The organism is Embleya sp. NPDC001921, from assembly GCF_053594475.1.
Map to the genome: position 1 here is coordinate 1 of NZ_JBSFEO010000050.1, position 24,590 is coordinate 24,590.

Below are 24,590 nucleotides of genomic sequence, written 5' to 3' on the forward strand. Positions count from 1 at the left end.
CACCCCCGTTTGGTTGTGATCAAAAGCGAAAAAAACTCTATCCGGCGGCCCCGCCCCCCCCCCCGCGCCCCGCGCCCCCCCCGCCGGGGGCGCCCCCCGTCGACAGGCGTCGACGTCGACAGGCGTCGGCGCCGGCGGGCGGGTGCGCGCCGGATCGGCCGCCGCCGGTTCCGGCGAGAACGCTCGCTCGGTGAGCCGGCCGAGGGCCGACTCCGCGATCGTCGTGACGCCGTGGGCAGTTGCCGTGTCGGCTGCCGACGCCGGGTTCTCGACGCGAGCATCCACAAACGTCACGCCGCAGCCACGCTTCGGGTTGCACGGGGATGACGTACGCCCGCCGTGTTCTCCCGGTCGTCGTCCCCGGCTCGGCGACCCCCCCCTCACCGCCCGCGTCGGCCCGGCCGTGGTCACCTACCAAAACCTGACCGCCCCGGCGGAACTCACCGACGAATTCGTGGTGTCCGTCGTCGACGAGGTCCTGCTCCCCATGCTGCGCGGCCCGGCCTGACCCCGGCGGTCACCGCGCCACGCCCGGCACCCGCGTCGGGCACACGAATCCCGGATCGGGCATCGCGGTCGCGAGGGCCCGGCACGCCCCATCGGGTGAACGCGCGTCCCGGGTCCGGCGCGGCGCGGCGAGCGGCCGCCCGCGCGGGTGATCGTGGGTGGTGTCGCGGTGTGTTCGCGTGTGGGCCCGAACGTCCCCGTCGACGCGCCGCGGCCGGCCGCCCCTCCCCTCGGGCGCCGGCCGCGCCGTGCGCGACGATCGCCGAAGGGTCCGCAGGCGATGCAGGCAGGCGGGCCCGCGACCGCCACCTCGCGGCCGGCGCACGCCGCGGCGCGCGGGCTGGTTTGCGCGGGCTGGTTTGCGCGGGCTGGTTTGCTCGGGTTTGCTCGGGCGCGTTTGCTCGCGCTCGTCCGCACGCGGCTCCGCCTGCCGTCCGAGGACTTCGGAGGGCAGGCGGAGCCGTCGCGGCAGCCTACCCGGGGGCGCCGGCCTCGACCAGCATGTGCTCGACGAAGGTGAGCAGCAGGTCACGGCAGGAATCCCGGCGGCGGACGTCACAGACCATGCTCGGCACCCGGGGATTCAGGCTCAGGGCCTCGCGAATCTCTTCCTCGGTGTACTCCATCCGGCCGTGGAAGTTGTTGATCCCCACGACGAAGGGAATGCCGCGGCGTTCGAAGAAGTCGATACTGCCGAAGCTGGTACCCAGCCGACGCGAGTCGACCAGGACGACCGCGCCGAGCGCACCGACCGCCAGGTCGTTCCACATGGACCAGAAGCGCTCTTGGCCCGGTGTGCCGAAAAGGTAGAGCACGAGGTCGTCGTTGACGGTGATACGACCGAAGTCGAGTGCGACCGTGGTGGTGACCTTCTCCTCGATGCCTTCGAGGTCGTCGACACAGGCACTGGCCGAGGTCATCACCTCCTCGGTGCGCAACGGCGGGATCTCGCTGATCGAGCCGACAAGTGTCGTCTTGCCGACGCCGAAGCCGCCCGATACGAGGATCTTGACGGCGGCTGCGTTCGCGGGGACGCTCCCGCCGCCCGTGTCATAGTCTGCGGAGACCATCACGCACTTTCCTGAGTATTTCGATGTCGGGGGTCCGGGCCATGGCGACCGGTGGCCGGACGTGGACGTGTCCGGCGTCGAACAGGTCGTCGATGATCACCTTCGTGATGCTGACCGGCAGGTCGATGCGCGCGGCGATCTCCGCGACGGCCTGGGGCTCACGGCACATGCGCAGGATCGCGATGTGCTCCGGGTACAACTCCCGGCGTTCCGCGGCTCCTTCGGCGTCCTTCTCGACGGTCGTCACCAAGGTGATGAGTGTCAGGTCGTCGCGGGCGGCCCGGGTGCGTCCTTTCGTCAGGGTGAAGGGGCGGACCAGCGGTCCGGCCTCGTCATCCCAGGCCGGCTCGGTGAGGTCGGTCACCCATGCCCACCTCTCGACGGATCGTCGGCGTCGTCCCGAGGCGCCGTGCCGAGGAATTCACCGACCTTCTGTACCAGGGTGTTCATCTCGAAGGCCACGATGCCGACGTCCGCGTCGCTGTCCGCGAGTACGGCCAGATGTGCGCTGCGCCCGGCACAGGTGACGAAGAGGAAGGCGTCCTCCATCTCGATGAGCGTCTGGGAGACGGCTCCGCCCCGGAACCCCCGTCCGATACTCCGCGCCAGACTCTGCAGTCCCGAGGTGGCGGCGGCGAGCTGTTCCGCGTCGTCGCGTCCGAACGTCTCGGATTGGCTGATCATCAGGCCGTCCTCGGACAGGACGACGGCGTGCCTGGTCCGCGGGACGCGCTTGACCAGGTCTGTCAGCAGCCAGTCGAGTCGGCTGTTCGTGGCGGTCGTGGGCTGGCTCATCGTGGTTCCTCAATCGCCGATGTGCTGTCGATCGGATCTCCGTCCGGCGCCGGCGCGGCGTCCGTCTGGACTACTTGTGCGGCCTGGTGTCCCGCTCGGGCGCGTTCGGACGCGGTCCGGAAGGCGCTGACCATCGCGGCCGCCGATTCGGGGGATCTCGGGGACGACTCGCGTGGCTCCTTCGCCGGTTCCGGTACGGGGGCCTCCCCTCGCAGTGGTGCGGGCAGGTCCGCCTGGGGTACCCGCCGGGGTAGCGGTCTGCGCCCCGAGGGCCGTTCCCCCTCGCCCCGCGCGTGCATCACGGTGACGGTCTGTTGCCGCGGCGGGGCGGGCGGTTCGATCACCGTCTCCGGGACCTCCTGGGACGACTCGGCGCTGTCGATCTCGGCCCGGGCGCGGCTCGGTTCGGGCACCGATTCCTCGCGGTGGCCGGCCTCGTCGTCACCCTGTTCGGGCGACGGTTCGACGTTCCTTTCCCCGGAGAGAAACACAATGGCGAGGGTCCCTCCGTAGGGCGAACTCCGCAGGGTCACCGTGATGTCGTGCTGCGCGGCGAGCTGAGCGACGACGAACAGGCCGATGCGCACGTCCTTCGCGAGCGCCACCACCTCGAACGGGGCCGGGTTGGCCAAGTTGGCGTTGATCGCGTCGAATTCGGCGTCGGACATGCCGAGACCACGATCCTCGATCTCGATCACGACGCCCTTGGCGGCGCTGGACGCACGGATCTGCACGGGCGTCTTCGGCGGCGAGAAGGAAATGGCGTTCTCGACCAGTTCCGCGAGGAGGTGGACCACCGCTCCCACCGACGGACCGGCGAGGGCGATAGCGGCGTCCGCGGTGACCGTCACCCGTTCGTAGTCCTCGATTTCGCCGAGCGCGCTGCGCACGACGTCGATCACCGGTACCGACTTGCTCCACCGCCGCCGCGGTTGGTGTCCGCTCAGGATGACGAGGTTCTCTTCGTACCGGCGGACGCGGGTCGCGAGGTGGTCGAGGGTGAACAGGTCCTTGAGTACGTCCGGATCCTGGTGGCGTCGTTCCATGCCGTCGAGTTCGCTGAGCTGACGACTGATCAGGGACTGGGTGCGCAGGGCGACGTTGTAGAAGACCTTGGCGTAGCCCTGCCGTTCGTGGGCGAGTTGCTCGGCGCTGTCGAGAGCGACCCGCTCGGTCGCCTTGAACGCGTGTGCGATCTGGCCGATCTCGTCGTTTCCATAGGGAAGTTCCGCGCCACCCGCAGCCGCGCGGGCTTCCTCGATCGATTCCCCGCGGCGGAGCCGTTCGACGACGATGGGCAGGCGTTCCTCGCCGAGTTCCACGGTCGCGGACCGGAGGCTGAGCAGTCGGCGGCGCAGCGAGCGGGTGATGCGCCAGCAGAGAACCGCGACGACAACCACCGCGAGGAGTCCGAGGACCGCCACCAGCCGCGCGGTGAGCTCCAGTTCGTCGGCCCGGTCCTTGTTGACGCCGTTGGCCCGCAGCGCTGTTTGATTGGCGAACCGGTCGAGCGCCGCGTTGACTTCGTCCATGGCCGCGCGCCACTCGGCGGTCCGTACCGGGACGGTGAACCCTTGCTCCTTCGCGGAGACGACCGGACGCGCGGTCATCATCGCGTTTTCGGCGGCGACCATCCGCTCCCAGGCGGGAGTCCTGGTGATCGCGACGAACGCGTCTCGAAGGTCCTTGGGCGTGAACGTCAGCATCTGGTCGTACAACGTGCGTCGACTGCCCACGACTTGGAGGAACTCGGCGTATTCCGCGGCGGGCATGACGCCGTTCCTCGGCGAGTACATCAGCAGCACGTCTTCACGCGCGAGCATCTCGTCGGCGCGGAAGGCGTTGACCGGCATCTGGGACAGGAAGACCAACGGGCCGTCGTCGAGATACGTGAACGCGTTGAACATCGTGACGTGCAGATTCACGCCGTTGTCATAGAAGCGCAGCAGGTCGGTCTGCCCTCCTTGGCGGGCATCGATGCGGGAGCGCGCCTCCGGCAGCAGCGACAGCGCACTGCGGATGGTGTTGGCGTGTCGCCGGACGTCGCCGAGCGAGTCCGGCAATCCCTTCCGGGCGAGGGTCTCGAATCGGGCCGCGACCGCATCGGTCTGCGTCCGTTGGGTTTTGAGGGCCTCGAAGGATCGCGGATCGTCGGGCGCGGTGAGCCACGCGGCACTGAGCCGCCGTTCCTGCTGCAGCGCCCCCAGAACCAGGAGCGTGGGGAACCCCGCCCGTTGCGACAGTTTGTACTGGTTGTTGAGGTTGTCGCTCTGTTTCCACAAGCGCTGCGTTGTGAAGCCCCACAACAGCAACAACGTCAGGGAGGGGATGACCGTGAGCACTATCAGAAGCGTGCGGATCGACGCGCGGCGCCTGGTTCGGTTCCGCGGGCCGTGCGCCCGATTGAGTAGGTTCATGCTCTCTTCGTGGGGCTAGGGCGGTTGCCGAGCTGCCATGGACATGTCGCGAATCCGCTGTCCGACGTCGTGAACCCGGATGGGCGCGGGGGTCGTGTCGCACCGCCCCCGTACGGTTGTCCATGCCTCGGGCAGGCTGTCCTTCCTCTGGAAGAACCGGGCTCGTCGTCGTACCGCGTCGCAAGCCGAAGCCGCGGGGCCGTGTGGATAACCCCTGGCGCCTGCCGGCAAAGTTGATCACAGGCGCGTGGCGACGCGCCACATTTGAGCCACAGCGTTCGTGTTTCGGACAGCGCCAGCGCATTTCGTACCTCTGCGTTTTTTCGATGGGATGTTCTGGATAGTCTGCCGCCGACGTGGCGAACGCCCGGGGCCACAGCGTGGCTTCGGGCCGGTTCACGGACGGGCTCGGTCACGGCGTCGCGGGCCGACCGCACCCCTTGCGCGTCCCCGGTGGAGCCCTCGGCCACGGTTGCCCCGATCCGGCGGATCGTGAGTCGATTTCCGGCCGGCCGTTGCCGCAGGGTGCGCGGTCGCGGCGAAGTCCCGTTGTCCGACGGTCCCTTCACATCCGCCGCGTGGACCGCAATGACCCGGTCGTCGTCCCGCTGTCGACGCGGCCCGCCCAGCACGGCATCAGCCCGACCCGATCTCCCCAAGGACGCTCATGGCACCCCGAACACACGCCGGCAGTCCCGCCCTCGACATGGCCAAGGGAGTCATGCGCTACGGCCGCCACTACCTCCTCGAGCGAATCACGTCGCCACGTGTGAACGGACCGGCCGATGTGCCGGTTTCCGGCCGACAGATCACCCGGGAATGGTTGGCGGCGGTCCTGTGTGACGGGCACCCCGGCACGGCGATCGAGTCGTTCCGGGTCGAGGACGCGACCAGCGGTACGTCCACCCGCCTGCGCATCCACATCACGTACAACGAGGCGGGCGGCCGGGCCGGGCTACCGGAGACACTCTTCGCGAAGACCACCGCCTCCTTCACCCAGCGCCTGACGCTGGGCCTGGCGGATGTCCTCGAAGGAGAACCCGGGTTCTTCAAGTACCTGCGGAACGATCTCGACATCGAGGCGCCGCATGGATACCACGGAGCGGCCGACAAGGCGTCCGGCCGGTCGATCGTGCTGATGGAGGACCTCGGCGAGACCAAGGGAGCCACGTTCTGCACGCCCCGAACGCCCATCTCGCGCCCGCAGATCGAGGACCTGGTCGCGAGCATGGCCACCTGGCACGCGCGTTACTGGGAGGCCCCCGAACTCGCGGAGCACGCCTCCTGGTTGAAGCAACCCAGTGATCACTTCCACAATCTGGATCGGCTGATTCAGATGCGGAAGCGCTCCAAGGTCGGCACCGAACGGGCCGCAGCCGTGATCCCGGACGCGCTGACACCCCTGTTCGACGCTCTCTACAAAGGGCTCGAAGCGTCGCTTCGAGTCGCCGACGAGGGCCCGCAGACCCTTTTGCACGGTGACGGCCATGTCGGCAACACATACCTCACCTCCGCCGGCCGGATGGGCTTCACCGACTGGCAGGTCGTCATGCGGGGGAACTGGGCCTTCGACTACACCTACACCGTCACCACCGCCCTCGCGGTGGAGGACCGGCGTAGCTGGGAGAAGGATCTGCTGAGCCTGTACCTGGAGAAGCTCGAAGCGGCCGGTGTCAAGGCACCGGACTTCGACGCCGCGTGGCTCGCCTACCGTCGTCAGACGTTCTATCCCTGCTTCGCCTGGTTGTACACGATCGGACGCGGCCCACTCCAACCGAAGATGCAACCGTCCGAGACCAGCCTCGGCATCATCGAACGCACGACCAACGCCCTGGTGGACCTGGACTCACTCGACGCGCTGGACACCATCGACCGGTGACCCGTCGCCCCTTCTCGACGGGCATCGGTCGGACCGGACGACGCCGGGGGTGAACGCGGGCGGGACAGCCGCCGGAGGCCGAACTCGCGCAGCGCGGGTACCTCGCCCGCGAATCCGCCGGCGCCGCAATGACCGACGCACGGATCCGGGCATCGTCGACCTCGAAGGGACACGGGCCGCGAAGCCCCACCGCGGTATCGGAACTCCGGCTGCCTCGGGACTCGGTACGCGAGGACCGGGTCGGTGGGCGCGGTGGGGCTTCGCGAGGCCGGGCGTGCCTACCGGTAGACGCGAACGTAGTCGGCGGCGAACGTGAGCGGATCGTCCTTGCCCGGCGCGGGGTGGTACTCACCGGAACAGACCGACAGGTTCAGGATGAGGTAGGCCGACCACGACGTCCCCACGCCGGTGCCGTCCGCGAAGACCTTGACGCCGTTGACGTACCAATCCACCGACTCCGCCCCGTACTTCGTGCCGATGGTCACCCATTCGCCGGGAGATATCGCGCCCGCGTCGGTGTGGTAACGCTGACTCGGCCGGACGTGGTTGGTCAGCTCCAGCAGGTTCGGGTTGTCGGGGTGGTACTCGAACGAGTCGATCTCGTTGCCGCCGTCCTGCCACGTCCACAATGCGGGCCAGGCTCCGTCACCGGAGGGCATCCGCACCCGTGTCTCGACGTAGTCGCCGGTCCGCACTCGAAAGCCCTCCGCGGAACCCTCGGTGGTGAGCAGCCCGGTGGACCACGCGCGCTTGCCGTTCTCCAGGTCGTGTGCCCCGGGGCGTGCGTGGAACGTGGCGATCCCGCCTTCCACGCTCACGTTCGAGCGGTCCAGCCAGTCGAGCTTGTTGTCGTCGGGGTTGTGGTCGCCGTATCGGTAGGCGCTGCTCCGGTCGCCGACCCAACGCGCCTCCGAGCTGATCGGTGCATCGAACTCCTCGGTCCACAGGGGCGCTTGACCGACCTTGACGGGGTCATTCGCGGGGGTGGCCGCATCGGCCCGAGCCGCTGTTCCGCTCGTGACGAGGGCGATCAGGACCGACAATGCGATCCGGCCGGATTTCGACACTTGGGGCTCCTTCGTATCGTGTGGCTTCGAACTCTGGCTTCCACGGGTTGTGTCTCGTCGCAACGCCGCCGGACCGTGGGGCCGTCGACTGCGGGTGCCGGCTCGCGGGGGTCCGCGGCCCGGGCCTTGCCGCCCGGGGCCGCGAACCGCCTGTCGAAGCGGGATGGTCGGAGCCGGATGGATGGTCGGAGACCTGGGTTCAGGACCCGTCGCCCACCGGCGTCGGGAGAAGGGGTCACCCGATCGAGGCCGGGCCACGGGCGCCAACGGCACCGGCGACGGCATCGATCACGGGGTGAGCCGGGTCGGACCGATCACGGCCGAGCGGGGAGGAGTCGTGTCAGGCGGGAGAGACCGAGACCTTTTCACGCCGGTCGATCGGCTGGGCGACGGGAGTGCCCGAACCCTGCACGGGTACAAGGTGTGCCGGAGCGACGGGTGTGGCCGGCACCGGGACGCCCGCGGTGTCGCCACCGCGATGCGCGGAGCCGACAACCGCGTCGCCGGGCGCCGCCGACCCGTGCGGCGACTGCCTGCGGGGCGAATCCGCGTCATGCGCGACGGGCGCCGTCGCGCCGCGCTCGGCGTCGGCGCGGACGGCCGTCGAGGACTCGTGGCCCAGCGCGGACGGATCAGCCCAAGAGGCCGACGGGTGCGTCGGCGATGCAACCGTCGCGGGGGTGGTCGTGAGCTCGATCGACGACGTGGCGATCTCGCTCGACAGCGGCGCGAACTCCGCGTCGTCCGCCCAAGCGGGAGGCGGTTCGACCGTCTCACCGCGCGGGTCGGTCGGCTTCGCCGGCAGGACCTCGGGCAGATCATCGGCCAGGTCGCGCACCAGCGGGCGAATCACCGATTCCCGCAACCGCTCCGTGACGCGCTCGACGTCGAGCGTCACAACCTTCGGCAACGCAAGGCCGGGCTTACCGGGCGTGCCCTGCGGCAACGCATCGGCGACACCCGGCTTCGGCGACACCACGGCGGCCTTGCCGGGCCTGACCTCGGGCAACACGTCGGCGACGCGTCCCACGACGGAGTCGGTCGGGTCGTCGATCCGGACGACCGTTTCGGTGACCGTGTCGACCGGTGCCTCCGCGGCCCGTGCCTGGTCCGAAAGCACCCACCCGAGCAACACCACACCTGCCGCGAACAACAGCACGAGCACCGCACGCCGCACGGCCGACGTGCTCGAAAGCACGCGGCAGGGCATGGCGAATGCGATACACAGCAAGGGACTTGGCCTCTTTTGGGACGCGATGAGCGGGGCGTGGCCGGGGCGACCCGCAGAGCATTGCACGAAGGTCGGGGGGCACCGCAACCCCACTGCCCGATGCCGGATCGTTTGAGCAAGTCCGGTCACTCCCACGGCAGTCGGCCCGAATCGGCACTCTCGTCGCTACTGTCCCGAACTCTCCACCTGCGGCGACCCGGGCGGGAACCGCATCTCGAGTCGCCACAAGCGAGGCGGGGCAGGCGGCGAACCCGACGCCGAAGGCGAACTCGGATGCGCCCGTTGGGATCCGGGCCGAATCCTCCCCGGCCGTTCACGATCCGGGCGTAGCCCACCTCACCGGCCCTGGGCGGCCGCTTCCGGCAGCGCCACCTCGATGGTGAGCCCTCCGTCGGGGTTGGCGTGCGCGGTGACGGTACCCCCGTGGGCGGTGGTGATCGAGCGTACGACGGACAGGCCCAGGCCGATGCCCTCCGGCTCCGGGTCGCGCGGTCGCGGCGTGAGGGGACGGCCCGGCAGTCCGCGACGCGGGCGTGGTATGCGACGAAACGGCTCGAACAGCTCCGGAACGACGGCCGGTTCAAGCAGCGGGCCGGTATTTCGTACCACCAGACCCGCAGGTCCGAGATTGACGTCGACCCGGCCGTCGGTGTGATTGTGCCGGATGGCGTTGCGCAGCAGATTGCCGACGAGTTGGCCGAGGAGTACGGCGTCGCCCAGCACCGACACCCGTGACACCCGATGCTGGATCGTGATCCCCATCAGGCGCGCTTCCCGGGCGCATTCGGCCAGTTGCTCGCCCACGACCGCGGCCCAGTCGACCGGGTCGAGGCGTTCCGGCCCCAGATCGCTGCGAGCCAGGGAGAGCAGGCCCTCGATGAGTTGCTCGCTGCGCCGGTTGGCGGCCAGCAGTTGATTCCTGACCTGGGGAAGGGACTGTGCGTCGGGGTTCTCCAGGCCGATCTGGATCGCGGCACGCTGTACCGCGAGCGGGGTGCGCAACTCGTGCGAGGCATGCGAAACGAAGCGACGCTGGGAGTCGAACGCGGCATCCAGCCGCGTCAGCAGTTCGTCGAACGTGTCCGCCAGTTCGCCGAGTTCGTCCCGGGGGCCGGCCAGGGCGATGCGTTCGTGCAGGTTGTTCGCGGAGATCCGCCGGGCCGTGGCCGTCATCTTGTGGACCGGGCGCAGGGCCCGACCCGCCGTCCACCAGCCGACGGCCACCGCCAGCACGACGGTGATCAGCAACGCCAGGAGCGACCACTCCAGTTGCTGTCGGGACGCGGCCCGACCGACACTGTCGCCGAGGTCGCGCAGCCGCTGCCCGGTGGCCGACTCGGTGATCGTGGCCTGCCCCGGCCCGACAGGGTACGGGACCGTTCCCGGCGCGGTACCGATCCCCGCCGCCCCTCCCGCGGAAACCGGCTGAGCCGCCGCGCCCGCCGCCTCGTTCACCAGGCGTGAGGTACCGGCCCGCGTGCCGAGCCAGGACAGCACGTAGACCGCGCCCAGGAGCAGGCCGCCGAGGAGCGCGAACGCGGCACCGAACGCCAGCGCGATCCGCGCCCGCGCGGTCGGCCGACGAAGCCGCTGCCATGCGCCGCGCCCGCCCGAAGCCGACGCGGAGGGCTGCGCTCCCGGCCATCCTCGCCCCCGCGACGACCACGCCCATCCCCCACCCCTCACAGCAGATACCCCAGCCCCGGCACCGTGATGATCGGCGGCGGCGAACCGAGCTTCGCGCGTAGCCGGCTCATCGTGACGCGCACGGTGCCGGAGAAGGGGTCCGCGTTCGCGTCCCAGACTCTCTCCAGTAGTTCCTCGGCGCCGACCGGTCGGCCCTGTGCCGCCAGAAGCACTTCGAGCACGCCGAACTCCTTGAGTGTCAGCCGCAGATCGCGCTCCTGTCGCCAGGCCCGGCGCCGCGCCGGATCCAGGACGATGCCGCCGCGCTCCAGGACGGGGCTGGCCGCCGGGCCGCTACGGCGGGCCAACGCCCGTACCCGGGCCACGAGTTCGGGGTACTCGAAGGGCTTCGTCAAATAGTCGTCCGCGCCCAGCTCCAGGCCCTGGACTCGTTCGCGCAGGGCGTCGGCGGCGGTGAGCATGAGGATGCGGGTGGGCGTTCCGCGGGCCGCCAGGTCGCCGCAGATCCGGTCGCCGTGGGTGCCGGGCAGGCCGCGGTCGAGGATCAGGACGTCGTAGCCGTACAGGTCGAGCGCCTGCATCGCGTCGTCGCCGTTGTACACGACGTCCACGGCCATGCCCTGCCGGCGCAGCCCGTCGGCGACCAGGTCGGCGAGGGTCTCCTCGTCCTCGGCGATCAGTACGCGCACGTCGTTGCCCTTCGTCGGTCGATCGCGGCCTGCCGTGTCGCACGTGTGGCCACGTGTGGCCACGTGTGGCCACGTGTGGCCCGTCCTATCCCATGCGGTGTTACACGCGTGTAAGGGTCGCCGAGCGCCCCGTGTAACAGCCCGCCGCGTACTCCTTGGATCCATGCAGGTCGGCACCCGTCGGCCTCGACGACAAGGAGGCGCACGTGAAGGTCCGCAACGCACGTCCACGGCGAACCACCCTGACCGTGGCGGCCCTCGGCGCAACGGTGTTGCTGCTCGCCGGATGCGGCGACGGCGGCGGGAACGACGACGACAGGGTCGGCGTCGAGAGCGGGGACAAGAACCACGCCCTGGCGCTGAAGTACGCGGCCTGTATGCGCGAGCACGGCGTCGACATGGCCGACCCCGAGCCGGGGACGGACGGCTCGGCGATCGCCGGCGCACCGGACGCCGCGACCGAGGCCGCGCTCAAGGCTTGTGCACGGTTCATGCCCGTATCCGGGGCGGGCCGGCAGGTCACCGACGACGCCAAGACCCAGGACGACGCGCTGAAACTGGCCCAGTGCCTGCGCGCGGGCGGCATCGACGTCCCGGATCCTCAGCCGGGACAGGGCCTGAGCATCCCGCTCACCGGCGACCGCGCCAAGCTCGACAAGGTCATGGGCGACTGCGGCTCGGGTGCGGGCGCCCCGCAGGGAGCGCAGCCCAAGTGACCGACACGACTCCCCACGACGGCAACACCAGCCCCCTCGAAACCATGGACCCCTCGGTCCCGCACCCGCCGCGTCGCCGCCGGGGACGGCGCGCGGCACTCGTCGGGGTGGGTTCGCTCGCCGTGATCGGGCTGGGTACGGCGGCCCTGGCCGGCCGCGACTGGAGCGGCGGCTCGGCCGGTCCGACGACCGCGAAGCCGGGTCCGACCGTGGCGATCACGCGCACCGACCTGTCGGTGTCACTGCGACTCGACGGTGCGTTGGCGTACGCGGGGGCGGCGGTGGTGTACGCGCCGGGACGGACCCAGGACCCCCGATCCGGCGGCAAGGACGGCACGGACGGCAAGGACGGCACGAACGACAGGGACGGGAAAGGCGAAAAGGACGGCAAAGGCAACGCGGATCCCCCCGACACCCCCACCGGCCCCGGCACCCTCACCGCCCTTCCCATCCCGGGCAAGCAGGTCCAACGTGGTGACCCCCTCTACGCGGTCGACGGTGCCCCGATCCCCCTCCTGTACGGCGACGCCCCACTGTGGCGGCCCCTGCACGCCGGGATGAGCGACGGTGCCGACGTGCGGCTGCTCGAAAGCAACCTGTCCGCCCTCGGGTTCGCCGGGCCGCTCCGGGTGGACGACAGGTTCACCGACGGGACCGCGGAGGCGATCAAGCGATGGCAGAAGGCGCTCCACCTGCCCGAGACCGGTCGCATTCTTCCGTCGGACGTCTCGATTCAGCCCGACGCGGTTCGCGTGGGCGCCGTGAAAGCCGCGCTCGGCGCACCGGCGCAGGGCGAGATCGCCGCGGTCACCAGTACCCGTCGCGTGGTTACGGTCGAACTTCCGGTCGATCGGCAGACGTTGGTCCACGACGGTGTGAAGGTCACCGTCGTCCTGCCCGGTGATCGGAGTACGGACGGCACGGTGTCCAAGGTCGGCACGGTCCTGTCGGCGAAGCCCGAGGACAAGGACGGCGGGGGCGGCGGCGGTCGAGGCGGGTCGACCGACCCGAAGCTGCCGATCGAGATCGCCCTCGACCGCCCCCAGGACGCGGGCGTGCTCGACGGCGCGCCGGTCACCGTCCGGATCACCACCGAAACCAGGCCACAGGTGCTCGCGGTACCGGTGAACGCACTCGTCGCGCTACCCGACGGGGCCGGGTACGGGCTCGAACTCGTGGGCGCCGACGGAGTGTTGCGCACGGTCCCGATCCGCACCGGCCTGTACGCGGGCGACCGGGTGGAAGTGTCGGGTGAAGGGCTGGCGGCGGGTACGAAGGTGCGGGTGCCGGTGTCGTGACCGCCGCACCCGGTGCCCCGACGCCGTCCCACGACCGACGACCGACCGTCCTCGACCTCCGGCGGGTCTCCAAGGTCTACCCCGGCGGCCTGGTGGCGCTCGCCCCGACCGACCTGACCATCCGCCGGGGCGAACTCCTGGCCATCGTCGGCCCGTCCGGATCCGGCAAGTCGACACTCCTGCACCTCATGGGCACCCTCGACCGACCCACGGCCGGCCGCATCGAGGTGCTCGGCCACGACATCGCGCGGCTGAACGACCGTCGTCTGTCGGCCCTTCGCGCGCGCACGATCGGCTTCGTCTTCCAGCAGTTCTTTCTGTCCCCGTACGACAGCGCCCTGGACAACGTGGCCACCGGCCTGCTGTACCAGGGCGTTTCGGCCTCCGCCCGACGCGCGGCCGCGACGCGGGCGCTGACCCGGGTCGGGTTGGCCGCGCGCATGGCGCATCGGCCGGGCGAGTTGTCCGGCGGGGAGCGCCAGCGTGTGGCGATCGCCCGCGCCCTCGTCGCCCGACCGGCCATCGTGCTCGCGGACGAGCCCACCGGGGCCCTCGACACGGTGTCGGGCCGGGGCATCGTCGAGTTGCTGCGCGAACTCAACGCGGCGGGCACGACGGTGGCCGTCATCACCCACGATCGGGAGTTGGCCGCCTCGTTGCCCGGACGGGTCGAGCTGCGCGACGGCACGATCGAGGCGGACACCCGTCCCGGTCCCGGCCGCGGCCCCGCCCGCGACCGGGCCTCGACCGACGGGGGTGCCCGATGACCGGTACGCCGCTGCCCACCCCCGCGCGTCTGTCCCTCGCCGACGCGCTCCTGGTCGGTGTGTCCGGCCTGCGCGGCCGACGGTTGCGCGCGGTCCTGTCCGCGCTCGGCATCGCGATCGGGATCGGCGCGATGGTCGCCGTCGTCGGGATCGGCGCCTCCGGCCAGGCCGCGCTGCTGGAGCGGATCCGCGCCCTGGGCACCAACCTCCTGACGGCGGCCCCCGGGCAGACCGTGTTCGGCGAGGAGTCCGCGCTGCCGCCGGACGCGGACGCGATGGTCGAGCGGATGTCGGCCGTGGAGGGCGCCTCCGCCACGGGCCGCGTCACCGCGACCGTACGCCGCACCGACCGCGTCGACCGCGACATCACCGGCGGGATCGGCATCGTGGCCGCGCGCGATGATCTGCCGATCGTGCTGGGCGCCGAGTTGCGGTCCGGCCGCGGACTCGATCCGGCGGTCGGAGCGTTTCCCGCCGTCGTACTGGGCTCCGCGGCGGCGGAACGTCTCGCGGTGGACGTGCCCGGTGGCCGCGTCTGGCTGGGCGAACAGTGGTTCACGGTCGTCGGCATCCTGCGACCGGTGCCGTTGGCCCCGGAGATCGACCGCTCCGCGCTCGTGGGCTGGGCGGCGGCGCGCACGCATCTCGGCTTCGACGGCCGACCCACCACGGTGTACGTACGCGCCCGCGAGGACGACGTCGAACGGGTACGCGACCTGCTCGCGGCCTCCGTCGCACCGGGACGCCCTAACGAGGTACGCGTCAGCCGTCCGTCCGACGCGTTGGCCGCGCGGTTCGCCGCGAAGGACACGCTGTCCTCGCTGCTGCTCGCCCTCGGTGCGGTCGCGCTCCTGGTCGGCGGCGTCGGTGTGGCCAACACCATGGTCGTGGCCGTTCTCGAACGACGCCAGGAGATCGGCCTGCGCCGAGCTCTGGGCGCCCACCGGGGCCAGATCCGCCACCAGTTCCTGACCGAGGCGGTCTGCCTGTCCGGGGCCGGCGGCCTGGCCGGGGTCGTACTCGGCGCGGGCGCGACCTACGGGTACGCGACGGTGCGCGATCAGCCGTGGACCGTACCGATGGCCGCACTCGCCGGCGCGGTCGCCGCAGCCGCCGTCGTCGGCGCCGTCGCCGGTTGGTATCCGGCGGCCCGCGCCGCCCGGCTGCCCCCGACGGAGGCGCTGGCAACGGCCTGAGCGGTGGCCCGGGAACGCGGCCCGACCGGGCGGGCCACCCGGTCGGGCCGCGGGGACCGCGGACCGTGAACCACACCGTGCACCACCTTGCTGATGCCTGGTTGTCGGGATCAAGCCCGGACGGACACGTTGAAGACAAGGTCGGAGCGAGCGTTGGGCTTCGAGGCCGACGCCCTTGTCCCGGTGCGCGGCGACGTGCCCTGTCGTGGCCGGGCGGATGCCGGGCGCCCGACGCGGTGGCCGCGGTTCGCGTCGGGCGTCGCGAGGCGTTCGTCCCGGCGTCACGCGCCCTCGCGGGGTTCGGCGTTCGTGCCGGGCGGCGCGAGTGCGTACGCGTCCGGACCCTCTCCGTCGCCTCGGCCGATGAGGAGGGGCACCAGGCATGCGGCGGCCACGCTGATCCCCGCGGCGGCGAGCAGGGCCGTGGACGTGTGATGCGCGGAACTGCCCATCAAGGGGGCGGCCAGGAGCGAGCCGAGAGGAGCCCCGCTCAGGTTGACGGCGGAGGACACGGTCGTGACGCGTCCCGACATCGCGGGGTCGGTCAGGCGCTGTCGCAGCGTTAGGAAGGCCACGTCGAAGATCCCGCCCGAGGCGCCGACGGCCACGAGCCCGGTGACGACGATGATCGTGGACTGCCCGGTCGCGAGCACGGCCAGGCCCACCGCCTCCACTGCCATGCCCCCGGCCAGGAGGAGCGGTTCACGTCCGCTGGTGTCCAGGCGCCCGAGGATCAACCCGGCGACGATGCCGGCCACGCCGGCAATGCCCAGGAACACACCCACCATCGCCGCGCCGCCGCTCCGGGTCACCAGCGCGATCGGGATGACGACCTCGTGGATTCCGTTGGCGATGTTCAGGACGCAGACGACGATCGCGAGATTGCGCAGCCGTCGATGCCGCAGGAGGTATCGGACTCCGGTTCGGGCGTCCTCGAGCAGCGAGACCTTCGGGGGCGCGGGTCGCGGGCCGGCCGGCCGGGACAGGGCGATGCCGGCGCCCACGGCCAGGGGGATGGCGATCATGAGCAGGGCGGACCGGGCGCCCATCCACGCGGTGAGCGCACCCGCGGCGGCGGGGCCGCCGATCAACGCCGTGACGTAGGTTGCGCTGTCGACCCCGTTGGCCCGTTCCCACAGGGGTTTCGGCACTCTCGTCACGACCAGGCAACGCAGGCCCGCGTTCGTGAACGGGCTGGTCAACGAGGCGACGCAGACCAGCATGACGAGCAGCACGACCGGGAGCAGGTGGTGTCGACTCGCCAAGGGGATCGCCAGCGTGACCGCGCAGGCCACCGCCAGGTCGACGCCGATCAGGCGTACCGGTTCGCCGCGGTCCAGGAAGGCTCCGGCGAAGGGGCTCACGAGCAGTCCCGGCAGGAGGCGACAGCACAGCAGGACCGAGGCCAACGCCGGGGAGTCGTACCGCTCCAGGGCGAACAACAGCAGGGCCACGTGGGACGCGGCGTCGGCGAATCGCCCGAGGAAGACCACGAGGATCAATGCCCCCAGGTCGCCCACGCGAATGAGGTCCCGATAGCCCGGGACCGGCGGCGGCTGTGCTGCCGCCGCCGGTCCGGCCGGTCCCGCCGGAACCGAAACCGGTTCGGGCTCGGTCATTCCGGAAGACGGAGAGCCGACGGCATCACCTCGGCGAGATGGTTCCGGATCTCACCGAAGGCGTGCAGGAGGTGATCGACCTCGGCGTCGGTGTTGGCCGCCGTGATGGTGATCCGCAGTACTTCACTGCCCTGTTCGACCATCGGGTAGGGGCAGACGGTGACAAGAATGCCCGCTGCGAAGAGGCGATTCGCGGTGTCGACCAGCACGTCGCTGTCGCCGATGACGACGGACAGGATCGGGAAACCGCTGGTGTTGTCCACCGTGAAGCCCAGGTGACGCAACCCGACCAGCGCCTTGTCGGTGAGCTGCCACAGCCGGTCCCGCAATACGTCGCCGCGGCGCTCGTTGATGTCGAGCCCGGACCACAGGGTCGCCAATGAGGCGGTCGGTGACGGACCGGACAAGTCGTAGGGGGTGGCGAACGTCTTGATGAACTTCTGCATGGGGGCGGAACACGCGACGAAGGCGGCGAGCGACGAGTACGCCTTGGAGCAGCCGCCTACGTACACGACGTTGTCGTAGCCACTGTCGAAGTGGCGCACGATGCCGTTGCCGGCACGGCCGAGCGGGGCGCTTTCGTCCGGCTTTTCCCCCACGACCCCGAAGCCGTGCGCGTCGTCCACGTAGACCACCGCGCCGTATTCGGCGGCCAGGGCGGACAACCGCCGCATGTCGGCGTAGTCGCCGGTCATGCTGTAGACGCCGTCGACGAGGATGAGTTTGCGGGGGTTGTCACGGTGCTCGTGCAGGAGTTCGCGGAGCCGCTCGAAGTCGCCTTGGCGGAAGCTGACGAGCTTCGCGCCGTTGTCCCGGGCGATCTTCGCGCCCTCGTACATCGTCTCGTGCCCGGACTTGTCCAGGAGGATGACGCCCGTGCGACCCACGAGGGCCGGTATGACGCCGATGGAGATCAGGGTGACCGTGGGCAGGATGAGCGTCTTCTCCGTGCCCATGAGATCGGCGAGCCGCTCCTCGAGGTCCACGTACAGGCGCGGACTGGCCACCAGGCGGCACCAGCTCGGATGCACGCCCCAGCGCGCCACCGATTCCGCGACCGTGGCGGTCATCTCCGGATCCAGATCCAGACCCAGGTAGTTGCAGGACGCGAAATCCACGACCCAGTGGTCCTCGTCGACCCGGATACGCCGGCCGTCGATGCCCTGAGCCGTGACGTCGTACTGCCGGACGGTGTCGAAGAGGCCTCCGATGAGTGCCCGACGGCTCTCGCGGACGCTCGCCGAAATCATCGTGTCGATGGCGCTGCTCATATTGTCTTCCTCAACGATCGGTTGTCGGTCCGGGTTTGCCGGAGGTACTCGCGCCGCCAGACCTGCTCGAAGCCGAGCTTCAGGGCGGCGGGTCCCGATTGGGCGTCCAACGCGGTGGTCAGGTACGCGTGTCGCGCGCCCGACTCGCGGGCCGTTTCGAGCCGTCGACGCAGGAGCGCCGAGTAGATGCCCATCCGCCGGGCGCGTGGTTCGGTGGCGGACTCGCAGATGAATGCCATGTCCCGGCACAACCCCATGGCGCCGGTGGCGACGGGCTCGTTGTCGAGGGTCACCAGCAGGAGGGTGAGTTCGACACCGCGAAGCCGGCGGCGCGTGAGATTGTTCGCCAGCCGACGCCGAACGGACGCGGACAGATCGTTGTTGTCGCCGTTGATGCGGATGAAGGTGTCCAGATCGCGACCGTGCGGGTCGATCTCGAGGATGCGCACCCGATCGGGTTCGACACGCAGGACGTCGTGATCCGGGCGCTCGAACGCGGTGTCGTCCGTGAGGTCGTACCCGAACCAGAGTTCGTCCTCGGCGGGGACGGGCGCGTAGCCGTGCGCACGGGCTCGGCTCGGCAGGTCGTCCGGTTGGTCCGGATCGGTGTAGAGGGCGGGGACCATGTCCCGCCGGCGATAGAAGTCCTCGACGGCCCCGAAGGTGTGGTCGCCGGAATCGGACACGGCCTGGGCGCAGTTGTAGAAGGCGTCGGCGTCCGCGAGGTGGGTGAGTTGGTATGCCTCGTCGTCGAGCAGTTCGTCGTAGTACAGACACCACCACACGAGGTTGTTCGCCCGGATGGCGGCGTGTGCGGTCGGTGGGCTAGGCATGCGTCGCCTCCCGATCGAGTTCCGCCAGCAACTGGCGGTCCGGTTTGCCGGACGAGGTGAACGGCATGTCGTGCAGGTGTCGGACGGTCTCGGGCAGCATGTGTGCCGGCAGGCGGTCGGCCAGGTGCGCGAGCAGCGGCGCGGCGGCGAGAGGGCTGCCGTCGGGCGTCGTGTAGTAGACGCGGATGCGAGTGCCCAGGAGCGGGTCGTCGGAGGGGACGGGCAGCGCGACGCAGGACTGGACGGCCGGGTGCGCGACGGCCGCTGCCTCGATGTCGCCGAGTTCGACGCGGAACCCGTTCACCTTGACCATGTGATCGCGTCGACCCCGGTAGTGCAGTATCCCGTCGTGGTCGCGAACCGCGTGATCGCCGGTGCGCCAGAACCTGGCCGGCGCCGCGTGGAAGGGGCTGAGCACCGACTGCCGCGCGGTCTTGTCCGGCTCGCCCAGATAGCCGATCGTGTTGGTGGCGCCTCTACACCACAGCTCGCCCAGCTCGCCGGGACCGCACAGTCTCCCGGCTTCGTCGACGAGGATGATCTCGACGTTGTCGACTTCCACGCCCAGCGGAATGGGCGCGTCGGTGAGCAGGTGGTGCTCCCCCACCCATTGGCACGTGATGATGTTGGTCTCGGTGGGTCCGTAGATGTTCGCTATCCGTACTCCGGGCAAGACCTCGGCCAGGGCTCGCAGTTGGGGCGTGGGAAACGGCTCCCCGGCGTACATCACGGTGCGCAGCGCGGTGGGCGACTCACCCAGGCCGCCTCGGTTCATGAGCGTCACGAACGTGGACGGCGTGGTGTAGAGAATGGACGCGCGTGAGGTCGTCAACAGGTCGACGTACGCCCGATGCCTCGCGTCTCCGGGGCGGTCGCGCTCCCAGTCGAAGGTGACCAGCGTGGCGCCGGCGGCGATGGTGTCGAAGACGTCGAAGACGGACAGGTCGAACCGGAAGGGCGCGCGGGACATCACGACATCGTCGGCCGTGAGCTCGAATTCCTTGCGCATCCAGTCGACGAATGCGCATGCCGCGCGGTGGGTCAGCATGATGCCCTTGGGAACCCCGGTGGAGCCGGAGGTGTACAGGACATACGCCAGATCTTCGTCCACTACCCGGCGCTGCGTCGGGGCGGCGCTGTGCTTCGCGATCACATCGAAACCGTGCGTGCCGGCGGGCGAGGCACCCGGGGCGCAGAGCGTGACATGTTCGAGGCCGGGGGCGTCGAGTAGCTCCCGGTGGCGGTCGAGGACGGCCGGCTCGGCGATCAGAACGTCGATGCCGGCCTGGTCGACGATTCCCCGCAGCCGGGCGGTGGGGCTGCGTTCGTCCAGGGGCACATAGGCGTAGCCGGCTTTGAGAGCGCCGAACACGGCCGCGATGGACCACGGTGTGACAGTCGCGAGTACGCCCACGTACGGGCGTTCCTTTCGGGCGGCGCGTTTGGCATCCACCAGATGATGGGCCCAGCGGTTGGACAGGGCGTCCAATTCGCCGAATGTCAGAGTGGTCCCGTCCTCATGGCGGACGGCCACCGCATCGGGTGTTTCCCGTGCCGGTTCGGCGAGATACTCGTGCAGGAGGCGGGAAACGGTCCTGGCGCTGTCGCTCATCGGTGGAACTCCCGGTCGGTTTCGGGCACCACATCGAGCATCCGGACGTCGACGTAGCGCCCGCGCAGCGTTGTGTGATTGCGATGCGGCGGCAAGGCGACCGATACGCGGCGGCGAGTGAGTGAGGATTCGGCGGGCTGTGCGGCATCGTTCCGCGTGTGGCGTTCCAGACACCGGTCGTAGACGGCGCGCTTTTCGGACGCCTCCGCCGTTTTGCTCCATGTGGCGATGGCGATGAGATCGTCTGCGGCACAGAGTTCGGTGAGGGTGTCCAATGTGGCATCCAGATACGGGAAGACGTTGAAGTGGAATATCCAGACCGCAGGACCGACGGGGAGATGCTCGGGTCGCACGGTGTCGAGTCGCCGACGCAGGAGCAATCCGCCCGGATCCGGCTCGCCGGCGGGCGCTCGACCCGCGAGTCCGGGCTCCAGGTGCGGATCGACGCAGACGTAGTGGTACCCGAGACGCCGGGCCATGTCCTGGTACTGCCGACTGGCGTCGCCGATCGCGATGAGGCTGCGATATTTGCGATCACGGTTCGTGGTCAGATATTCCGCGACCATGGTGCGTTCTTCGCCGATGAATCCCTGAGCAGCAGGAAGCACGACCCTGTCGAGCATGGCCCCGAACGGCGGGGGAAGGAAAGTCCCCGTATGGAGGACCGATGCTTCGATGCTTAATATGTCGCTCGATCCGAGCGACACTGTTTCGATCGAAATGATCGCGCCTTTCGTTCGCGAGGCGACTGCGCATGACGGAGGTGCCTCGTGACTGCGATGCGAAATCCCATACTCCTGCGAGCAAACCCGTATCAAGGTCCGGAGAATTCACAAGGGGATTGCGCATTCATTTTCGGAACGAGTGGATCGACTGCCTCGATGCAGGTCCGGTGGCGCCGAAGAAACATTCTTCCTTGTCGTGGAGACTTCGGAGGGTGAACTGCGCTCGCCGGATCGCAATTTCTTTTGAAATATTTGCACGTCGGACAAGTGGTGGGAAGATCGACTGGCGTAATTATTTCTCGGCCTGAGGAGTAGCGTCACTCGCGGTGAATGGGCATATAGCGGGTTCTTGGCTCGGGAACGCCGCGCCCTTCGGGTGAGCCACGCCACACGGCGCTCGCCGCTCGCGGCACGCGGCTCGCGGCTTCCCACACACGGCACGCCCGGTCACGTGATCATCGAGCAGGTGGCGGGCCCGTCCGGGGACGGTCGGCCGCGGCTCCCGAACGGCAAGGTTTCGTTGTCGATCACAGACGTTGGGAGGCGGTTCGCGGTAAGTCATCCGTGGAACCACGGTACTTCGGCGGCGCTTCGGTATATCCGCAGATCAATGGCTCATCGAGCGCACACCCGGTCCATCCGCGATGCCTCGTTCGACGCCGAGTCCCGGCAGTCTTCAGCGGCCCCGCCGAGGCCTTCACCACACACCGGTCGGTGCGGGCGGGCCTGGGGAACTCCGCACACCTGGGCGCGGATCCGGCGTTGGCGCCGGTGTACGGCACGGCGCTGTTCGGTGTGATCCGGGGCACGCTCGCGGGCTTCCACCACGCGGTGGCCCTGGTGGGCACGGCCGGCGTCAATCCCGCTGCGTACGCGGCATGGTGACGGGGCGCATCCCGTTCGTCGTCTCGCTGATGGGCGACCAAGCCCGCCACATCGAACACTTCCGCACCCCGGCCGGCCCCGAACGCCGCAGGTCATCGGCCGTGCGATGGCACACGGCGCTGGGTTCAGGCGGCGACGGAGTGGCGGTAGCGGCCGGGCGCGGTGCCGAACTGACGCTTGAAGGCGTTGGCGAAGGCGTACTCGGACGCGTAGCCGACCTGGTCGGCGACGGATGCCAGCGGCGCGTCGGAGAGCCGCAGGAGTCGGGCCGCGCTGGTCAGGCGCCACCAGGTCAGGTACGCGAGCGGGGGGCGGCCCACCAACGCGGTGAAGCGGCGCGAGAACGCGGCGCGCGACAGGCCGGCGTGAGCACCGAGGGATTCGACGGTCCAGGGGGCGGCGGGATTGTCGTGGACGGCGTCCAGCGCGGCGCGGACGACCGGGTCGGCGAGCGCGGCGGCCCAGCCGTGGGTCGGGTGGCCGACCGCGTCGGAGGTGGTCGCGGCGGCCTCGGCGAACCAGGTGCGCAGGATGTAGACCAACATCGCGTCCAGCAGGGCCGGGACGACGATGCCGGTCCCCGGCCGGGCCGTATCCAGTTCGGCGCCGAGCAGGTCGACGGTGGCGCGCAGGCCGGCCCGCGCGCCGTCGTCGTGGCCACCCGGCGCCCCGCCGGGTGGCGCGGGGACGTGCACGACCGGGGGAAGGCTGCCGAGCAGCGGGTGCGTGTGTGCGCGATCCAGGTGATACGCGCCGCAGAGCGTGACGGTCGTGGGGGCCGCGCCCGGCGGTAGCGCGGTGCGGTCTCCCGCCGGTGGTGCGGCGAAGCGCTCTTCGAGCACGTGTGGCCGGCCGGCCGTGGCCGTCGGGTCGACCGGATTGCCGTCGGGGCCGCAAGTCGGGGCGGCGAGGGGGCTGTCCGGGTGCTCGGCGAGGGCGTACCCGTCGCCGTGCGGCAGGAGCACGGCGTCGCCGACACCGAGTGGGAGGGGTGGGACGTCCGGCCGCAGCAGTACGCAGGGGCCGCGCAGCACGACGACGAAGCCCGCGCCGGGGCCGCGGCGAAACTCCTGCCCCCACGGGGCGTACCACTGGGCGCGAGCCGACCGCGGCACTCCGGTGCGCATGGTGGCGACGACGTCGCCGAGCAGGTCCATGCCCGACACGCTAGCCACCTCGCCGGTCGCCGGTGCAAGGGCCGGGGCTTCCGGGGCTTCCGGGGCTTCCGGGGCTTCCTCGGGTTCCTCCGCCTCCTCGGCCGTCCTGCGGGGTCATGCCGGCGCGAGGGTCTCGACCTTGTTGCGTCTGCGTATCCATCCCCGATACGTCTGCGTATTTACCGAAGACGATGAGGCATTGGGAGTCCCCCCGTCCCGTTCTACGGTCGTGGACGACCCCATGACCGGCCTCCCGCGCGAGGCCCTGCTTCCAGGAGCGTTGCCATGACCGCAGACCTGCCCATTCTGGTGACCGGAGCGACCGGGACGGTCGGACGTGCCCTTGTGGCGACCCTTCTGGACGGTGGGCATCGCGTACGGGCGCCGGCGCGGGATCCGGAGACGACGCGGTTCGCCGATGCCGACCGGCTGGAACTCGTCCGCGCCGACCTGACCGATCCGTCGACGGTGGCCGCGGCCGCGCGTGGGTGCGAAGCAGCTTTCCTGGTCTGGCCGTTCGTGACTGCGGACGGTGCCGAGGAGGCCGTGGCGGCACTGGCCGAGGCCGGGATCCGCCGCATCGCCTACCTGTCCTCCGTGGTTGCCGACGACGATCCGTCGCGACCCGATGGTGCGGTCGAGAAGCTCGTCGAACAAGCGGTGCCGGATTGGACGTTCCTGCGCCCGCACGGCTTCATGGCCAACGCCTGGCGCTGGATGGCCGATCTGCGCGCGGGCGCAAGCGTGCGGGCGGCCTACGGTGCCGCGGCGGCGGCCCCGATCCATGAGGCGGACCTCGCGGCAGTGGCGGCACTGGCGTTGACCGAGCCGCACCACAGCGGACGCCGCTACGTCCTGACCGGCCCGGCGGCAATCACCCAGGCCGAGCAGGTCGCCGTCCTCGCGGAGGCAACGGGACTTCCACTGACCTGGGAGGAGCTTTCGCCTGCCGCGGCTCGCGAACGCATGCTGGCCACGGGCTGGCCCCCGCAGGTGGTCGGCAAGGTCCTGGACTACCAGGCGTTGCGCGTAAAGGTCCCCGAGGAACCACTGCCGACCCTCGAGGAGTTGACCGGTCGCCCCGGCCGCACCTTCGCCACCTGGGCCGCCGACCACGCCCCAGCCCTCCGCGCGGCGCTGGAGGCCTGACGGGCCGAACACCGTATCCGCGCGCGACGGAACATACGGGATATCGCACACCGACGGCGA

General features: G+C 70.2%; 21 protein-coding genes. 7 read left to right on the plus strand and 14 right to left on the minus strand.

All coding sequences use genetic code 11. The features are described from left to right. Positions 1-980: 980 nt before the first annotated feature. Genes ACWCPW_RS40990 through ACWCPW_RS41005 form a run of 4 tightly spaced genes read right to left on the minus strand, consistent with a single transcriptional unit; the run spans position 981 to position 4,714 of the window. Complete coding sequence (locus ACWCPW_RS40990) at positions 981-1,577, minus strand: GTP-binding protein (protein WP_449766708.1); 597 nt, start codon at positions 1,575-1,577, stop codon at positions 981-983. Next, positions 1,558-1,941: a DUF742 domain-containing protein gene (locus ACWCPW_RS40995; protein ID WP_449766709.1), complete on the minus strand. Its 384-nt coding sequence runs from the start codon at positions 1,939-1,941 to the stop codon at positions 1,558-1,560. The genes ACWCPW_RS40990 and ACWCPW_RS40995 overlap by 20 nt, the downstream gene beginning before the upstream one ends. Then, entirely contained in the window at positions 1,938-2,372 is a 435-nt protein-coding gene (locus ACWCPW_RS41000) for a roadblock/LC7 domain-containing protein (RefSeq protein ID WP_449766710.1), read from the minus strand. The genes ACWCPW_RS40995 and ACWCPW_RS41000 overlap by 4 nt, the downstream gene beginning before the upstream one ends. Beyond that, the gene (locus ACWCPW_RS41005; protein WP_449766711.1) at positions 2,369-4,714 is read right to left on the minus strand and encodes a sensor histidine kinase; all 2,346 of its coding nucleotides are present in this window, start codon (positions 4,712-4,714) and stop codon (positions 2,369-2,371) included. Before ACWCPW_RS41005 ends, ACWCPW_RS41000 begins: the two co-directional genes overlap by 4 nt. A gap of 742 nt (positions 4,715-5,456) precedes the next feature. Between ACWCPW_RS41005 and ACWCPW_RS41010 the strand changes: the two genes are divergently transcribed. Continuing rightward, positions 5,457-6,668 (plus strand): phosphotransferase, encoded by a 1,212-nt coding sequence (locus ACWCPW_RS41010; RefSeq protein WP_449766712.1) that lies wholly within the window; start codon positions 5,457-5,459, stop codon positions 6,666-6,668. A gap of 278 nt (positions 6,669-6,946) precedes the next feature. Here ACWCPW_RS41010 and ACWCPW_RS41015 read toward each other — a convergent pair whose 3' ends face one another. From ACWCPW_RS41015 to ACWCPW_RS41030, 4 genes are all read right to left on the minus strand, one after another. Then, positions 6,947-7,735, minus strand: coding sequence for a glycoside hydrolase family 16 protein (locus tag ACWCPW_RS41015; RefSeq protein WP_449766713.1), 789 nt, complete (start codon positions 7,733-7,735; stop codon positions 6,947-6,949). Between the two features lie 340 nt (positions 7,736-8,075). Then, entirely contained in the window at positions 8,076-8,747 is a 672-nt protein-coding gene (locus ACWCPW_RS41020) for a hypothetical protein (protein WP_449766714.1), read from the minus strand. 555 nt (positions 8,748-9,302) lie between these two features. Further along, positions 9,303-10,652, minus strand: coding sequence for a sensor histidine kinase (locus ACWCPW_RS41025; RefSeq protein ID WP_449766715.1), 1,350 nt, complete (start codon positions 10,650-10,652; stop codon positions 9,303-9,305). Beyond that, positions 10,649-11,302 carry a response regulator transcription factor gene (locus tag ACWCPW_RS41030; RefSeq protein ID WP_449766716.1) on the minus strand — a complete coding sequence of 218 codons (654 nt, stop codon included), beginning with the start codon at positions 11,300-11,302 and terminating at the stop codon, positions 10,649-10,651. Before ACWCPW_RS41030 ends, ACWCPW_RS41025 begins: the two co-directional genes overlap by 4 nt. A gap of 206 nt (positions 11,303-11,508) precedes the next feature. Between ACWCPW_RS41030 and ACWCPW_RS41035 the strand changes: the two genes are divergently transcribed. From ACWCPW_RS41035 to ACWCPW_RS41050, 4 genes are read left to right on the plus strand one after another with little or no spacing between them, the layout of a single operon-like run. Continuing rightward, positions 11,509-12,018, plus strand: coding sequence for a hypothetical protein (locus tag ACWCPW_RS41035; RefSeq protein WP_449766717.1), 510 nt, complete (start codon positions 11,509-11,511; stop codon positions 12,016-12,018). Next, positions 12,015-13,316 carry a peptidoglycan-binding protein gene (locus ACWCPW_RS41040; protein ID WP_449766718.1) on the plus strand — a complete coding sequence of 434 codons (1,302 nt, stop codon included), beginning with the start codon at positions 12,015-12,017 and terminating at the stop codon, positions 13,314-13,316. The genes ACWCPW_RS41035 and ACWCPW_RS41040 overlap by 4 nt, the downstream gene beginning before the upstream one ends. Continuing rightward, positions 13,313-14,083 carry an ABC transporter ATP-binding protein gene (locus ACWCPW_RS41045; protein WP_449766719.1) on the plus strand — a complete coding sequence of 257 codons (771 nt, stop codon included), beginning with the start codon at positions 13,313-13,315 and terminating at the stop codon, positions 14,081-14,083. The genes ACWCPW_RS41040 and ACWCPW_RS41045 overlap by 4 nt, the downstream gene beginning before the upstream one ends. Beyond that, positions 14,080-15,279, plus strand: a complete 1,200-nt coding sequence (locus ACWCPW_RS41050) for an ABC transporter permease (RefSeq protein WP_449766720.1) — start codon at positions 14,080-14,082, stop codon at positions 15,277-15,279. Before ACWCPW_RS41045 ends, ACWCPW_RS41050 begins: the two co-directional genes overlap by 4 nt. 281 nt (positions 15,280-15,560) lie before the next feature. On the opposite strand, the gene ACWCPW_RS41055 is transcribed toward ACWCPW_RS41050, so the two are convergent. Genes ACWCPW_RS41055 through ACWCPW_RS41075 form a run of 5 tightly spaced genes read right to left on the minus strand, consistent with a single transcriptional unit; the run spans position 15,561 to position 21,237 of the window. After that, positions 15,561-16,898, minus strand: coding sequence for an MFS transporter (locus ACWCPW_RS41055; protein WP_449766721.1), 1,338 nt, complete (start codon positions 16,896-16,898; stop codon positions 15,561-15,563). Further along, positions 16,895-18,169, minus strand: coding sequence for an aminotransferase class I/II-fold pyridoxal phosphate-dependent enzyme (locus tag ACWCPW_RS41060; RefSeq protein ID WP_449766722.1), 1,275 nt, complete (start codon positions 18,167-18,169; stop codon positions 16,895-16,897). Before ACWCPW_RS41060 ends, ACWCPW_RS41055 begins: the two co-directional genes overlap by 4 nt. Then, on the minus strand, positions 18,166-19,002 hold the full coding sequence (locus ACWCPW_RS41065; RefSeq protein WP_449766723.1) for a GNAT family N-acetyltransferase: 837 nt from the start codon (positions 19,000-19,002) through the stop codon (positions 18,166-18,168). The genes ACWCPW_RS41060 and ACWCPW_RS41065 overlap by 4 nt, the downstream gene beginning before the upstream one ends. After that, on the minus strand, positions 18,995-20,614 hold the full coding sequence (locus tag ACWCPW_RS41070; RefSeq protein WP_449766724.1) for an amino acid adenylation domain-containing protein: 1,620 nt from the start codon (positions 20,612-20,614) through the stop codon (positions 18,995-18,997). Before ACWCPW_RS41070 ends, ACWCPW_RS41065 begins: the two co-directional genes overlap by 8 nt. Beyond that, positions 20,611-21,237: a hypothetical protein gene (locus ACWCPW_RS41075; RefSeq protein ID WP_449766725.1), complete on the minus strand. Its 627-nt coding sequence runs from the start codon at positions 21,235-21,237 to the stop codon at positions 20,611-20,613. The genes ACWCPW_RS41070 and ACWCPW_RS41075 overlap by 4 nt, the downstream gene beginning before the upstream one ends. Positions 21,238-22,053: 816 nt before the next feature. On the opposite strand from ACWCPW_RS41075, the gene ACWCPW_RS41080 reads away from it, so the two are divergent. Next, positions 22,054-22,224: an imine reductase family protein gene (locus ACWCPW_RS41080; protein ID WP_449766726.1), complete on the plus strand. Its 171-nt coding sequence runs from the start codon at positions 22,054-22,056 to the stop codon at positions 22,222-22,224. Between the two features lie 125 nt (positions 22,225-22,349). On the opposite strand, the gene ACWCPW_RS41085 is transcribed toward ACWCPW_RS41080, so the two are convergent. Then, positions 22,350-23,381, minus strand: coding sequence for an AraC family transcriptional regulator (locus ACWCPW_RS41085; RefSeq protein ID WP_449766790.1), 1,032 nt, complete (start codon positions 23,379-23,381; stop codon positions 22,350-22,352). Between the two features lie 285 nt (positions 23,382-23,666). On the opposite strand from ACWCPW_RS41085, the gene ACWCPW_RS41090 reads away from it, so the two are divergent. After that, positions 23,667-24,530 (plus strand): NAD(P)H-binding protein, encoded by an 864-nt coding sequence (locus tag ACWCPW_RS41090; protein WP_449766727.1) that lies wholly within the window; start codon positions 23,667-23,669, stop codon positions 24,528-24,530. Positions 24,531-24,590 lie beyond the last annotated feature (60 nt).